The organism is Castellaniella sp. (assembly GCF_034675905.1).
GTDB lineage: Bacteria > Pseudomonadota > Gammaproteobacteria > Burkholderiales > Burkholderiaceae_B > Castellaniella.
Map to the genome: position 1 here is coordinate 145124 of NZ_JAUCCV010000009.1, position 13189 is coordinate 158312.

A 13189-nucleotide genomic window follows, 5' to 3' on the forward strand; every position below is an offset into this window, starting at 1 on the left:
ATGCGTTTCCGGTGAGGCAGGGCTGGCGCCGGCACGGCGCCGGCAGCGCATCAGTCGCGCTTGGCGTCGGGCAGCAGCGTTTCGAGCGCTCTGCGATAAATGTTCTTCAGGGGGACTAGCTGATCCAGCGGCAGGCATTCGCCCACCTGATGGATGGTCCGGTTCAAAGGGCCGAATTCGACGACTTGAGGGCACAGGCGGGCCAGGAAGCGGCCATCGGACGTGCCACCCGTGGTCGACAGTTCGGCCTGCACCCCGGTCTCATCGGCGATGGCCGATTGTAGCGCAGCGCACAGCGGTCCTTGCGGGGTCAGAAACGGCAGTCCGCTGATGGTCCAGTCGATGTCGTAGTCCAGGTCGTGGCGGTCCAGAATCGTGCGAACGCGCGCCTGCAGGCCGTCGGGCGTGCTGGCGGTAGAAAAGCGGAAATTGCAGTCGATCACGGCTTCGCCGGGGATGACGTTGCCCGCGCCGGCGCCTGCATGCAGATTCGATACCTGAAAGGTCGTGGGTGGGAAATAGTCGTTGCCCTCGTCCCATTGCTCGGCAGTCAGCGCCGTCAGGGCGGGAGCCATTTCATGGATGGGATTGCGGGCCAGGTGAGGGTAGGCGACATGGCCCTGGATACCGCGCACCGTGATGCGGGCCGACATCGAGCCGCGGCGCCCGTTTTTGATCGTATCGCCCAGGCGATTGGCCGATGTCGGTTCGCCGACGATGCAGTAATCGGGTGTATCGCCGCGGGATTCCAGTATCCGGCAGACATGGACCGTGCCGTCGGTGGCCGGGCCTTCCTCGTCAGAGGTCAGCAGCAGGGCGATAGAGCCCGTGTGCTGCGGGCGGGCGGCGATGAATTCCTCGGCAGCCACGACGAAGGCGGCGAGGGAGGTCTTCATGTCGGCGGCGCCTCGGCCCACCAGCATGCCATCGGTTTCGGTAGGCTGGAACGGGGGGCTGGGCCAGGCAGATTCCGGGCCGGGCGGCACGACGTCGGTGTGGCCGGCGAAGACCAGCAGCGGCGTTTGATCGCCGCGCCGGGCCCAGAGATTGCTGACGCCGCCGCTGGGCAGCGATTCGCAGACAAATCCCAGGGAATGCAGCCGTTCGGCGATCAGGCCCTGGCAGCCGGCGTCGTCCGGCGTGACCGAGGGGCGGGCGATCAGTGCATCGGTCAGTGCGCGGACATCTGTATCGGCCATATCAGCTCCTGAGCAAGTCGTTGATGCTGGTCTTGGCGCGGGTCTTGGCATCCACGCGCTTGACGATCACCGCGCAGGCCAGGCTGTGGCTGCCATCGGCGGCGGGCAGCGACCCCGGCACGACGACCGAACCGGACGGCACCCGGCCGTAGTGGATTTCGCCCGTGGTACGGTCGTAGATCTTGGTGCTTTGCGAGATGAACACGCCCATGGCCAGCACGGAGTTCTCCTCGATCACCACGCCTTCGACGACTTCGGACCGCGCGCCGATGAAGCAGTTGTCCTCGATGATGGTCGGGCCAGCCTGCAGCGGTTCCAGGACGCCGCCGATCCCGACCCCGCCCGACAGGTGCACGTGGCGACCGATCTGGGCGCAAGACCCTACCGTAGCCCAGGTGTCCACCATCGAGCCTTCGCCCACGCGGGCGCCGATGTTCACGTAGGACGGCATCAGCACCACATCGGGCGCGATATAGGCGCCGCGCCGCACGGTGGCTGTCGGCACGACCCGGATGCCGGCCTGCTGGAAGTCGGACGGCGAATAGTCCTGGAATTTGAGTGGAACCTTGTCGTAATACAGTTGGGGGGCTTGACCCATGACGCGGTTGTCCGTCAGGCGAAAGGACAGCAGCACGGCTTTTTTCAGCCATTGATGCACTTGCCATTGACCATCGATTTTTTCTGCGACCCGCAGCGAGCCGTCATCCAGGCCCGCTAGCGTGTGTTCGATGGCCTGGGCGAGCGCGTCCGGTGTCAGGCCTGCCTGGATCGAGGCCCGGTCTTCCCAGGCGGCCTCGATGAGATTCTGATGAGCAGTGTGCATAGCGGCGGGCCTTTAGTTGGGGCAGATAAAAAAATGGGGCCGATTATTTTATCAGTGCCGCCGCCGCCTGTTGCACCTATATTCAATTAGCTGTCAGGCGGCATCCAGCCCCATTTGCCAGAAGTCGATTTCCAGGCGGGTGGCATCCTGGAACAGGCGGGCCAGTTCGTCCAGCCGGCGCGGCGGCAGGTCCGCCATCTGTGCGTTCAACCACAGGCGTTCCTGTTGAGCGGCTGCCTGGAATTCAGGGCTGATGTACATGGCCAGCCAGGCCTCGTAGGGATTGTCCGGCCCGCGCACGGTGAAGCGCTGGGCGTTCAGCCACACGGCGATGTCCGCATAACCGATCAGGCAGGGCGCCAGGGCCACGTGCAGATCCAGCAGATCGCCGCGCAGACCGGCATCCAGCACATAGCGGGTATAGGCCATGGTTTGAGTGGCTTCGGGCAGTGTCGCCAGTTCGGCTTCGCTGATGCCCCACTGGCGACAGTAGTCCACGTGCAGCTGCATTTCCAGATCGACGATGGCCTTCAGGCTGTCGCAGCCCTGGCGCAGTTCGTGGATATTGCGGCTTTTATAGACCGCCAGGCCCCAGGCGCGGGCGAAATGGACCAGGAACAGGTAATCCTGTTTCAGATAGTGGCGAAACGCTGCCGCTGGCAAGGTTCCCGCCGCCAACTGGCGCACGAAATCATGTTGGCAATAAGCCTGCCAGTCAGCTTCGTGGCGTTGGGTCAGAGTCTGGATGGATGGGGTGGCAACGGGTGCGGTCATGGGCGGTCGGTATCGGTGTGCGTCAGTCGTGGTGGGCGCAAGGCTGCGTGAGTGAGGGCATGGTAGCAGGCGGCGCGACGTCAATCATCCGCCTGTTTGCTAAATCGTTGCGCCAGATGGTCGACCAGCAGGCGCACCGACGGCAGCCGCATCGGCATAGCGGGGCGTGTAATTAATGCACAATACCTGCATAGATCAACATGAACGGAAAAGCGCCATGAAGACGTCTTTGGACGCGATCGATCTGGACGATTTACGCGTTGCTCGCCAGTTGCTGGAGAACCCTGGCCTGGCGGCCCGGATGACGGATCTGCTGGGCGCGCCAATTGAAAAAGCCCTGGATATGCTGCCGACCGGTTTGCATGGCCGGATCGCCGATGTGACCCGGGCGGCGCTGAGCAAGGCTGCCGACGCAGCGATCTTGACTCTGGGTGATGCACCGGGCGGCGGCAGCGCCGATAAGTGGCATAAATGGGGTGCGGCGCTGAGCGGCGGAGTAGGGGGTTTTTTTGGTATCGCCGGCTTGACCGTAGAGCTGCCGGTCTCGACAACGCTCATGATGCGCTCCATCGCAGCCATTGCCCGCAGCGAAGGCGAGTCGCTGCAGGATGCCGATACGCGGCGGGCTTGTCTGATGGTCTTTGCCATGGGCGGCAAGGCAGACACGGACGACGCTGCCGAAAGCGGTTACTACGCCGTGCGTGTTGCACTGGCCCGCGCAGTCGGGCAGGCAGTCGATTATGTGGGCGCCAAGGTAGCGGCGGACAAGGCGGCAGCCCCCGCCATGGTCCGTCTGATTGCCGTCATTGCGGATCGTTTCGGCATCCAGGTCACGGAGAAGGTCGCAGCGCAAGCCGTTCCTGCCTTGGGCGCTGCGGGCGGTGCGTTGGTCAATACGCTGTTCATTGATCACTTCCAGAGTATGGCGCGCGGCCATTTCACTGTGCGTCGGCTGGAACGCAAGTATGGGGAAGAGACCATCCGTGCCGCCTATCTGGCATTGGGCCGTGAGTGAGGGGCGGTTGTCCCGATGATGCCGATCCTCAGAGATCCTCCCAGCCGCCGCCGACAGCGCGGATCAGTTGCACTGCTGCGTGTGCGCGCAGGCCGTCCAGTTGCACGACGGCGCGTTGGCGTTGCAGTACGCTGCGGTCCGCATCGATGACCTCCAGGTAGCTGATCGACCCGGCTTCGTATTGCATTTTTGACAGTTCAGCCGCGCGAGCGGCGGACGCCACAGCGATATCCTGCGCGGTGGTCTGTTCGCCCAGCAGCCGCAGCGCAGACAGGCCGTCTTCGACCTCTCCGAAGGCCTTGAGCACGCTCTGCCGGTACAGGGCGACGGCTTCCTCGTAGCGGGCGCGCGCACGGTCCACGCCGGCTTGGCGCCGTCCGCCGTCGAAGATCGGCAACGACAGCGCCGTTCCTACCAGCGGCCCCAGCAAGAAGCTGCGGCTCGACCAGCGCAGCAGATCATCCAGGTCAGATGACTCCAGGCCGAAGGTTCCCGTCAGGAACAGTTGCGGGAACAGCACCGCCTGGGCGGCGCCGATGCGGGCATTGGCGGCAGCGAGCGCTCTTTCTGCGGCGGCAATGTCAGGGCGCCGTTCGAGCAGGGCTGACGGCAGACCGGCCGGAATGGCGACCGGAACCCTGCTGAGAGACTGTTGCGGCAGAGAGAAATCGGCTGGCGGCTGTCCGAGCAGCAGCGCCAGCCCGTGTTCGGCAGCAGCGCGTTGCCGCTCGATGTCCAGCGCCACGGCATGTGCCACGGCGAGTTCGGAGCGGGCCCGTGCAACGTCCAGTTCGCTGATGCCGCCTTCGTGAAAGCGGGTTTCGACTAGGTCCAGGCTCTGGCGGCGCAAAGAGATCGCACGGTCGTAGAGCAGGGTTTCTGCGTCCAATTGCCGGGCCAGGAAGTAGGTCTGCGCCACGTCGGCTTGCAGCGCCAGCAGCACGGATTGGTACAGGGCTTGAGCACGTTGTGCATCGGCGCTGGCGGCATCGGTTTCAGAGCTCACGCGGCCAAAGAGATCGACCTCGTAGGACAGGCCGGTCTGCGCGCGCCACAAGGTGGCGCTGTCGCCTGCATCTGCCGCGCCCTGGATGGCTTCCGAGGTGCGCTGGCGGCTGGCGCCCAGTCCGGCGGTCAGCTCTGGCCAGCGGCCGGCGCGCGCGCCGCTTTGCATGGCGCGCGCCTGCTTCACGCGTGCGGCAGCGGCTTGCAGATTCTGGTTTGCCTGCATCGCCTGTTCCTGCAGCGCATCCAGCGCCGGGTCCTTGAAGATGGCCCACCAGCGCCCTCGGCTCAGCTCGTCGGCTGGCTGGGCTTCTTTCCAGCGCTGCCGTTCAGCAGCAGTCAGACTGGCCTCCTTGAAGGCGGCAGGCGTCTCGATGGCCGGCCGTTCGTATATGGGGCCGACGGCGCATCCGGTGAGCAGGATAGCCAGCAAGCCCGAGGCGATGGCCGGATGAATGCGTGTGTTCATTGACGGGGTTCCACGGTGGGGTTCGTGACAGGCACGAGGGGGGCGGGTGTAGCAGGCTTGGCGCGTCGGGCAGGAATGCGTCCGGCGATCGTGCGCAGCAGCACGTAGAACACCGGGGTCAGATACAGGCCGAATGCGGTGACGCCCAGCATGCCGAAGAAGACGGCGATACCCATGGCGTGGCGCATTTCCGCGCCTGCGCCGGAGGACAGTACCAGCGGCACGATGCCCATGATGAAGGCGATGGACGTCATCAGAATGGGGCGCAGCCGCAGGCGGCTGGCTTCCCGGGCAGCCTGCGCCGCCGACATGCCTTGGGCCTCCAGTTCGCGTGCGAATTCGACGATCAGGATGGCGTTCTTGCAGGCCAGGCCGACCAGTACCATAAGCCCTATCTGGGTGAATATATTGTTGTCACCCTGAGTCAGCCAGACGCCGGTCAGCGCCGCCAGCGCGCTCATGGGCACGATCAGGATGACCGCCAGCGGCAGCGCCAGACTCTCGTAGAGTGCAGCCAGCACCAGAAAGACCAGCAGGACGCTGATGGGAAACACCCAGAGCCCGGCGTTGCCGGCCAGGATTTCCTGGTAGGTCAGATCCGTCCATTCAAACTTGATGCCTTTGGGCAACGTCGATGCAGCGATGCGTTCGGCGCTGGCCTGGGCTTCGCCGGATGAGTAGCCAGGGGCGGGGCCGCTATTGATGTCGGCGGCGGTGTAGCCGTTGTAGCGCACGACCATCTCAGGTCCATAGGTCGGCGTCAGGGTGGCCAGGGACCCCAGCGGCACCATGGCGCCTGAAGCGCTGCGCGTCTTCAGCTGCAGAATGTCTTCTGGACGTGAGCGGAAGGGCGCATCGGCCTGAGCCTTGACCTGGTACACACGCCCGAAGCGGTTGAAGTCATTGACGTAGAGCGAACCCAGGTAGATCTGCATGGTGTCGAACACGTTCGTGATGGGCACGCCCAGCTGCTTGGCCTTGACCCGGTCGAGATCCACGTCGAGCTGGGGCACATTGATCTGATAGCTGGAAAAGGTGGGCCCCAGCTCAGGCGCCTGCGCAGCTTTGGCCAGAAAGCTCTGGACTGCGTCGTTCAGGCGGTCGTAGCCCAGGCCGGCCGTGTCCTCGATCTGCAGCTTGAATCCGCCGACCGTGCCCAGGCCCATGACTGGCGGCGGCGGAAAGACCGCGATGAAAGCTTCCTTGATCCCGGCAAACTGCTGGCTGAGCGAGGCGGTAATGGCTTGTGCCGACAGGGCTTCGTCGCGGCGCTGATCAAAATCGTCCAGCGCCATGAAGACAACGGCGGCGCTCGAGCTGTTGGTGAAGCCGTTGATCGACAGGCCGGGAAAGGCGATGACGTTCTTCACGCCCGCTTGGGCCATGGCGATGTCGCTCATGTGGCGGACGACGGCGTCGGTGCGCTCCAGCGAGGCGCCGCTGGGCAGTTGCGCGAAACTGACCAGATACTGCTTGTCCTGTCCGGGTACAAAGCCGCTCGGGACGATGTGAGCCACTGCAGCCGTGAGTGCGAGCAGGACCAGGTAGACGCCCAGGGTCGTACCCTTGCGTCGCACGACTGCCTCGACGCCTTGAGCGTAGCGATCGGAGGCTCGTCCGAACGCGCGGTTGAATGCGCGGAAGAAACCGCCCAGGATGCGGTTCATGCCCCGGGTCAGCGCATCAGGCCTTGCCCCGTGGGGCTTTAGCAAGAGGGCGGCCAGCGCCGGCGACAGCGTCAATGAGTTGAACGCCGAAATGACCGTCGAGATGGCGATCGTCATGGCGAACTGCTTGAAGAACTGTCCGCTCAGCCCTGTCATGAAGGCCAGCGGCACGAATACGGCCACCAGTGTCAGGGCGATAGCGATGATCGGGCCGCTGACTTCACGCATGGCGCGGTAGGTCGCGTCGCGCGGGCTCAGGCCGGCTTCGATATTGCGTTCCACGTTCTCGACGACCACGATGGCGTCGTCCACCACGATGCCGATCGCCAGGACCAGGCCGAACAGGGACAGCGCGTTGATGGTGTAGCCGAACGCCAGCATCAGGGAGAAGGTGCCGATGATCGAAATCGGCACCGCGAGCAGCGGGATGATGGAAGCGCGCCAGGTCTGCAGGAAGACGATGACGACGAGCACCACCAAAGCGATGGCCTCGAGCAGCGTCGATATCACCGCCTGGATGCTGGATCGCACGAACTGGGTAGGATCGTAGACGATACGGCTTTCCAGTGAGGCGGGGAAATCCGCCGACAGCGTTTGCATGGTGTCGCGCACGGCATCGGAAATAGCCAGCGCATTGGCGCCCGGCGCCGCCATGATCGCCATGCCGACGGCCGGTTTGTTATCCAGCAGGGATCGCAGCGCATATTCGGAGGCCGCGAGTTCGATGCGCGCCACGTCGTGCAACCGGATGATGCCGCCGTCCGGCGAGGATTTCAGAACAATGTCGCCGAATTCCTCTTCCGTTTTCAGGCGGCCTTGCGCGTTGACCGAGAGCTGCATGGCGACGCCGGGGCTGCTCGGAGAGGCGCCGATGACGCCGGCGGCCACCTGGACGTTTTGTTCCCGAATGGCGGCGACGATGTCGCTGGCGGTCAATCCGCGTGCCGCGACCTTCCCCGGGTCGAGCCAGACGCGCATCGCATAGTCGCCCGCGCCCCAGACCTGCACTTCGCCCACGCCGGGGATGCGCGCCAGCCTGTCCTTGACGTTCAGGACGGCATAGTTGCGCAGATAGGTCAGGTCGTAGCGCTGGTCGGGTGAGATCAGATGCACGACCATCGTCAGGGCGGGGGTGGCCTTGATCGTCGTCACGCCCAGGCGCTGCACGTCCTCGGGCAGGCGGGGCAGGGCTTGTGCAACCCGGTTCTGCACCAGTTGCTGGGCCTTGTCGGGGTCCATGCCCAGATGAAAATTGATCGTCACCGCCAGGTTGCCGTCGCTATTGGCCTGCGACTGCATGTACAGCATGTTCTCGACCCCGTTGATGGCCTCTTCCAGCGGCGCAGCTACCGTCTCGGCGATCACCTTGGGGTTGGCTCCTGGGAACTGGGCGCGTACCACGACCGAAGGCGGGACAACTTCCGGGTATTCGGAAATCGGCAACTGGAAAACGGAGAGCAGGCCGGCCAGCAGGATCAGGACGGAGAGCACGGCCGCGAAGATCGGCCGGTCGATAAAGAATCTGGAAATATTCATGGGATTTTTCAGGATTGCTGCTGTTGGTCCGGTGCGGTGGGGGGGATGGCGTCAGGGGCGTGCGCTGCGAGCCTGCCGTCATCGGCAGCGACGGGTGTGGGCGCGACCGTGTCTCCCGGACGGATACGCTGTATGCCGTTCACGACGACTCGGTCGCCAGCCGTCAAACCGGCACGGACGACGCGCCAGCCCTCGCGTCCGGCTCCCAGGGTCACTTCCCGGTAGGCCACTTTGTTGGCGTCGTCCAGGACCAGGACGAAGCGCTTGGCCTGATCGGTGCCGATCACCTTTTCCCGCAGCAGCACGGCATCGTGAGACGCGCCGGTTCCCAGCCGGACCTTGGCGTAGAGCCCGGGCCGCAGCAGGCCGTCCGGGTTGTCAAATAGCGCCCGCACCCGGATCGTTCCGCTGTTGGGGTCCAGGCTGTTGTCCAGGAATGCAAGCGTGCCTTGGCGCGGATATCCCTGTTCGTTGGCCAGGCCCATCGAAACGGGGATGGAGGCTCGAGCGTTCGCCGAGGCGGCGCCGTTCATCTGCAGAAAGGCCTGCTCGTCTATGTCGAACGAGGCGTAGAGTTGCGAGACGGAGACTAGGGTGGTCAGAGGCTGCGCGCGCCCGATGCGGACCACATTGCCTGCAGTCGCCTCTGCTTTCGAGACGCGGCCGCTGATGGGCGCCGTGATGTGGGTGTGTTCCAGATCGAGGCGCGCTGATTGCAGTGCGGCTTGTGCGGCCTGCTGGCGGGCGGCTGCTTCGCGCGCTGCGTTGCGTTTTTCCTCGAAGTCCTGTCGGGCAATGGCATTGCCGGCCAGCAGGCGTTGGGCTCGGCTCAGGTCCGCTTTGGTGTAAGCGACTCTCGCGCTGGCCGCCGTCAATTGGGCTTGCGCCTCGTCCACGGCGGCCTGATAGGGGCGTGGGTCGATGGTGAACAGCGGGTCGCCGCGCTGGACCAGTGCGCCATCCTTGAAATGGATCCGCGTCAGGGTGCCGGAGACCAGCGGCTGGATATCCACCTGGTCCACCGCCTCCAGGCGTCCGGAATACTCGCGCCAGTCCGTGATTTCCTGATATTGGATCGTGGCGACGTCCACCGGGATGGCAGGCGTGGCGGACGACTCACCGCTGGCGAGCCCGCCCTCGCTGTCGCGCATGAGCAGGAGACCGCCGGCCAGCAGCAGCCCGGCGAGAGCAACAGCGGCATGTCGTGCATGGAAAGAGAACATGAGGATTCCTTTTGAACAGTGCGCTATTATTTGTTTTTCGCGGATTTGGATAAATCCTCTGTTTTTATAATCACTGTTTAATAAAACTAAACAATGGCGCGCCGCCGATATCGCGCTACGCCCGGAGTACGGATATGGATCATCTTCAAGCGATGCGCGTGTTTACACGGGTCGTTGATGCCAACAGCTTCACCCTGGCTGCCGACAGCCTGAACATGCCGCGCGCTACCGTGAGCACGGTCGTTCGCAGGTTGGAACGTCACCTGGGGGCGCGTTTGTTGAATCGCAGCACCCGTCGCCTGAGCCTGACGCCTGATGGCGCGGCTTATTACGAGCGCTGTACCGGTATCCTGGCCGATGTCGAGGATGCGGAATCGGCTTTTCGGGATCGCGCTCGAGGCCCGCGTGGCCGTTTACGCATCGATGCGCCGCCCTCGCTGGGCCGGCTGATTCTGATCCCCAAACTATGCGATTTTCATCATCGCTATCCCGATATCGAGCTGGTCGTCGGCCTGAGCGACCGGCAGGTCGATATGGTGCAGGATGCCGTCGACTGCGTGCTGCGGATCGGCGAACTGCAGGATTCCTCGCTGATCGCCAAGCGCATCGGCATCTTCAAGACGGTCACCTGCGCGGCGCCTTCCTATATCGAGCGCTACGGGTCGCCACAGGCTATCGAGGATCTGGACCGTCATCGGGCGGTCAACTATTTCGTGACGCGCACCGGGCGCAATCTGGACCTGAGCTTCAAGGTCGGGGACGAAATCGTGAACGTCCCGCTCAAGGGCGCCTTGTCCGTCAACGATGCCGAGGCCTACGTCAGTGCGGGGGTGGCTGGGTTCGGCCTGATTCAGCCTCCGCGCTACATGGTCGAGCCACTGCTGGAGTCTGGTGAACTGGTCGAGATTCTGGAGGCATGGTCGCCGCCATCGGTGCCGATTTCCGTCGTCTATCAGCAAAATCGTCACCTGTCATCCAAGGTTCACGTGTTCGTGGATTGGATCACCGATGTCTTCCAGGGATGCGAGCGAATGAAGAAATGCGGGGGGGATGGGGGTGACCGGCTGGATCGGGATTGCCGTTTTGCCGCAAATCCGGCGGCTGCCTATGGACTGCAGGAACTGCTGGAGCAGCGCAATCTGCTGGAAAGCGTGCTGTAGTGCTTGGGATGGATCTTGGCCTGTTTGTCCCGGGTCGGCATCGGCGGCGTCGCATCCCATCCGTACCGCAGCATCAGGCTAGTCTTGATAAGCCACTGATTTTATTAATTATTGGTGCTATGCTGTCGACCGAGCAATTAAGCTGGTGGTGCGAACGGAGAGACTTGAACTCTCACGCCTTTCGGCGCCAGAACCTAAATCTGGTGCGTCTACCAATTCCGCCACGTTCGCTAGGTTAGCCGAGCATTATAGCGTGAAACCCCTTGCATCCCGGCGCTTCTACGCCGCCTTCGACTTTCCGCTAAAATAGCCCGTTCACTGTCCATTACTATCAATAGGTTCCGAATGCAGCCCGTGGTTGAAAAACTGTCCGGCCTGGAGCGCCGTGTCGATCTGAGCGTTTCTGTGGCCGACATCGAGAAAGAAGTCCAGGCACAACTCAAACGCGTCGCCCGCACAGCCAAGGTCCAGGGGTTTCGCCCCGGCAAGGCCCCGCTGTCCGTGATCGAGCGCAGCCATGGCCCCTCGGTGCGCTATGACGTCATCAATACCCAGATCGGTAAGTCTCTGGACAAGGTCATCGCCGACGCCAATCTGCGCGTCGCCGGTTCCCCCAGCCTGGAACCCAAGGTCGATGACGCCGAAGAAGGCGTCATGGCGTTTTCCGCCACCTTCGAGGTCTACCCCGAGGTCGAACTGCCGGATCTGTCCAGCCTGAAGATCACCCGCAGCGCCGCCCAGGTGGGCGATGCGGAAGTGCAAAAGACCATCGACATCCTGCGCCAGCAGCGCACCATTTTCAAGGCGGCCGCTGACCGCGCGGCCCAGGACGGCGATCGCGTCACCCTGGACTTCGTCGGCACCATCGATGGCGTAGCCTTTGATGGCGGCACCGCTCAGGACTTTCCCTTTGTGTTGGGTCAGGGCCGCATGCTGCCCGCTTTTGAAACCGCCGCAACCGGTCTGAAAGCCGGCGAAACGAAAACCTTCCCGCTGGATTTCCCGGAAGACTACGGCAGCGCGGCTGTGGCCGGGAAGCAGGCTGAATTCACCATCACGGTGAAAGAAGTCGCCGAACCCGAATTGCCCGCTATCGACGCTGATTTCGCGAAATCCCTGGGCCAGGCCGAAGGCGACGTTGACGCCTTGCTGGCCGATGTGCGCGGTAATGTCGAACGCGAAGCCCAGGCTCGCGCCAAAGGCCGCACCAAGGCCAGCGTGATGGACGCCCTGGCGTCGGCTTGCACCTTCGACCTGCCCAAGGCGCTGGTGGACAACGAAGTCGCCGGCCGCACCGCTGCCGCCCGCGAAGAACTCAAGCAGCGCGGCCTGCCCAATGCCGACTCCATCCCCATCCCGGAAGACACCTTCCGTCCGGAAGCCGAACGCCGCGTGCGTCTGGGCCTGCTGGTCGGCGAACTGATCAAGGCCGCTGACCTCAAGGCCAAGCCCGAACAGGTCCGCGAGCGCATCGAGGAATTCGCCAAGAGCTACGAGCAACCGGCTCAGGTCGTCGCCTACTATCTGTCCGATCGTCAGCGCCGCGCTGAAATCGAATCGCTGGTGCTCGAAGACAACGTCGTCGATCATGTCCTGGCTGCCGCTCAGGTGACCGACGAAACCGTGGATTTTGATACCTTGATGGGAACACGTTGATGTCCAGGTTCACCGATTTCTATGCATCGATGTATGGGGGCGACTCCGTCACTCCCACCGGCTTGGGCTACGTGCCCATCGTCATCGAGCAGTCCGGTCGCGGCGAACGCTCTTACGATATCTATTCGCGCCTGCTGCGTGAACGGGTGATTTTCTTCGTGGGGCAGGTCAACGATCAGTCGGCCAATCTCGTCGTGGCCCAGCTGCTGTTTCTGGAATCGGAGAACCCTGATAAAGACATCTCCCTGTATATCAACTCGCCGGGCGGGTCGGTGTATGCGGGCATGGCCATCTATGACACCATGCAGTTCGTCAAACCGGCCGTCTCCACCCTGTGCACCGGCCTGGCCGCCAGCATGGGGGCGTTCCTGCTGGCAGCGGGCGAAAAGGGCAAGCGCTATGCCTTGCCCAATTCCCGCATCATGATTCACCAGCCTTCGGGCGGGGCCCAGGGCCAGGCATCCGACATTCAGATTCAGGCCAAGGAAATCCTCAGCCTGCGCGAACGTCTGAACGGCATTCTGGCGAGCCGCACCGGGCAGGACATCGAACGCATCGGTGTCGATACCGAGCGCGATAATTTCATGTCTGCCGACGAGGCTCAAGCCTACGGGCTGATTGACAAGGTCCTGGTTTCGCGCACTGACGAGACCAAATAAGTA

10 protein-coding genes and 1 tRNA gene are annotated in these 13189 nt (G+C 63.4%); 4 read left to right on the top strand and 7 right to left on the bottom strand.

All coding sequences use genetic code 11. The annotated features are described in order from the left end of the window. Positions 1-50: 50 nt before the first annotated feature. The 3 genes from dapE to tenA form a co-directional block, all read right to left on the bottom strand. Positions 51-1199: a succinyl-diaminopimelate desuccinylase gene (dapE, locus tag VDP79_RS09505; RefSeq protein ID WP_323017968.1), complete on the bottom strand. Its 1149-nt coding sequence runs from the start codon at positions 1197-1199 to the stop codon at positions 51-53. Position 1200: 1 nt separating this feature from the next. Further along, on the bottom strand, positions 1201-2022 hold the full coding sequence (gene dapD / locus VDP79_RS09510; protein WP_323017969.1) for a 2,3,4,5-tetrahydropyridine-2,6-dicarboxylate N-succinyltransferase: 822 nt from the start codon (positions 2020-2022) through the stop codon (positions 1201-1203). A gap of 93 nt (positions 2023-2115) precedes the next feature. Next, positions 2116-2796 carry a thiaminase II gene (gene tenA / locus VDP79_RS09515; protein ID WP_323017970.1) on the bottom strand — a complete coding sequence of 227 codons (681 nt, stop codon included), beginning with the start codon at positions 2794-2796 and terminating at the stop codon, positions 2116-2118. 217 nt (positions 2797-3013) lie between these two features. Here tenA and VDP79_RS09520 point away from each other — a divergent pair, with 217 nt between their 5' ends. Next, positions 3014-3811: an EcsC family protein gene (locus tag VDP79_RS09520; protein WP_323017971.1), complete on the top strand. Its 798-nt coding sequence runs from the start codon at positions 3014-3016 to the stop codon at positions 3809-3811. A gap of 28 nt (positions 3812-3839) precedes the next feature. On the opposite strand, the gene VDP79_RS09525 is transcribed toward VDP79_RS09520, so the two are convergent. The 3 genes from VDP79_RS09525 to VDP79_RS09535 are packed head-to-tail and all read right to left on the bottom strand — an operon-like array spanning position 3840 to position 9711. Continuing rightward, positions 3840-5285: an efflux transporter outer membrane subunit gene (locus tag VDP79_RS09525; protein ID WP_323017972.1), complete on the bottom strand. Its 1446-nt coding sequence runs from the start codon at positions 5283-5285 to the stop codon at positions 3840-3842. Next, the gene (locus VDP79_RS09530; protein WP_323017973.1) at positions 5282-8488 is read right to left on the bottom strand and encodes a multidrug efflux RND transporter permease subunit; all 3207 of its coding nucleotides are present in this window, start codon (positions 8486-8488) and stop codon (positions 5282-5284) included. The genes VDP79_RS09525 and VDP79_RS09530 overlap by 4 nt, the downstream gene beginning before the upstream one ends. Positions 8489-8496: 8 nt before the next feature. Then, the gene (locus VDP79_RS09535) at positions 8497-9711 is read right to left on the bottom strand and encodes an efflux RND transporter periplasmic adaptor subunit (protein WP_323017974.1); all 1215 of its coding nucleotides are present in this window, start codon (positions 9709-9711) and stop codon (positions 8497-8499) included. A 134-nt stretch (positions 9712-9845) separates the two neighbouring features. Here VDP79_RS09535 and VDP79_RS09540 point away from each other — a divergent pair, with 134 nt between their 5' ends. Further along, complete coding sequence (locus VDP79_RS09540) at positions 9846-10871, top strand: LysR family transcriptional regulator (RefSeq protein WP_323017975.1); 1026 nt, start codon at positions 9846-9848, stop codon at positions 10869-10871. 146 nt (positions 10872-11017) lie between these two features. On the opposite strand, the gene VDP79_RS09545 is transcribed toward VDP79_RS09540, so the two are convergent. Beyond that, positions 11018-11102 (bottom strand) — tRNA-Leu (locus VDP79_RS09545). A gap of 114 nt (positions 11103-11216) precedes the next feature. Between VDP79_RS09545 and tig the strand changes: the two genes are divergently transcribed. Together tig and clpP are read left to right on the top strand one after the other, a co-directional pair. After that, complete coding sequence (gene tig / locus VDP79_RS09550; protein WP_323017976.1) at positions 11217-12527, top strand: trigger factor; 1311 nt, start codon at positions 11217-11219, stop codon at positions 12525-12527. Then, positions 12527-13186 (top strand): ATP-dependent Clp endopeptidase proteolytic subunit ClpP, encoded by a 660-nt coding sequence (gene clpP, locus VDP79_RS09555; protein ID WP_323017977.1) that lies wholly within the window; start codon positions 12527-12529, stop codon positions 13184-13186. Before tig ends, clpP begins: the two co-directional genes overlap by 1 nt. Positions 13187-13189: the final 3 nt, after the last annotated feature.

Excerpts from the sequence above, each read along its gene's own strand:
- dapE (WP_323017968.1), bottom strand. The coding sequence starts at position 1,199 with ATGGCCGATACAGATGTCCGCGCACTGACCGATGCACTGATCGCCCGC.
- dapD (WP_323017969.1), bottom strand. The coding sequence starts at position 2,022 with ATGCACACTGCTCATCAGAATCTCATCGAGGCCGCCTGGGAAGACCGG.
- tenA (WP_323017970.1), bottom strand. The coding sequence starts at position 2,796 with ATGACCGCACCCGTTGCCACCCCATCCATCCAGACTCTGACCCAACGC.
- VDP79_RS09520 (WP_323017971.1), top strand. The coding sequence starts at position 3,014 with ATGAAGACGTCTTTGGACGCGATCGATCTGGACGATTTACGCGTTGCT.
- VDP79_RS09525 (WP_323017972.1), bottom strand. The coding sequence starts at position 5,285 with ATGAACACACGCATTCATCCGGCCATCGCCTCGGGCTTGCTGGCTATC.
- VDP79_RS09530 (WP_323017973.1), bottom strand. The coding sequence starts at position 8,488 with ATGAATATTTCCAGATTCTTTATCGACCGGCCGATCTTCGCGGCCGTG.
- VDP79_RS09535 (WP_323017974.1), bottom strand. The coding sequence starts at position 9,711 with ATGTTCTCTTTCCATGCACGACATGCCGCTGTTGCTCTCGCCGGGCTG.
- VDP79_RS09540 (WP_323017975.1), top strand. The coding sequence starts at position 9,846 with ATGGATCATCTTCAAGCGATGCGCGTGTTTACACGGGTCGTTGATGCC.
- tig (WP_323017976.1), top strand. The coding sequence starts at position 11,217 with ATGCAGCCCGTGGTTGAAAAACTGTCCGGCCTGGAGCGCCGTGTCGAT.
- clpP (WP_323017977.1), top strand. The coding sequence starts at position 12,527 with ATGTCCAGGTTCACCGATTTCTATGCATCGATGTATGGGGGCGACTCC.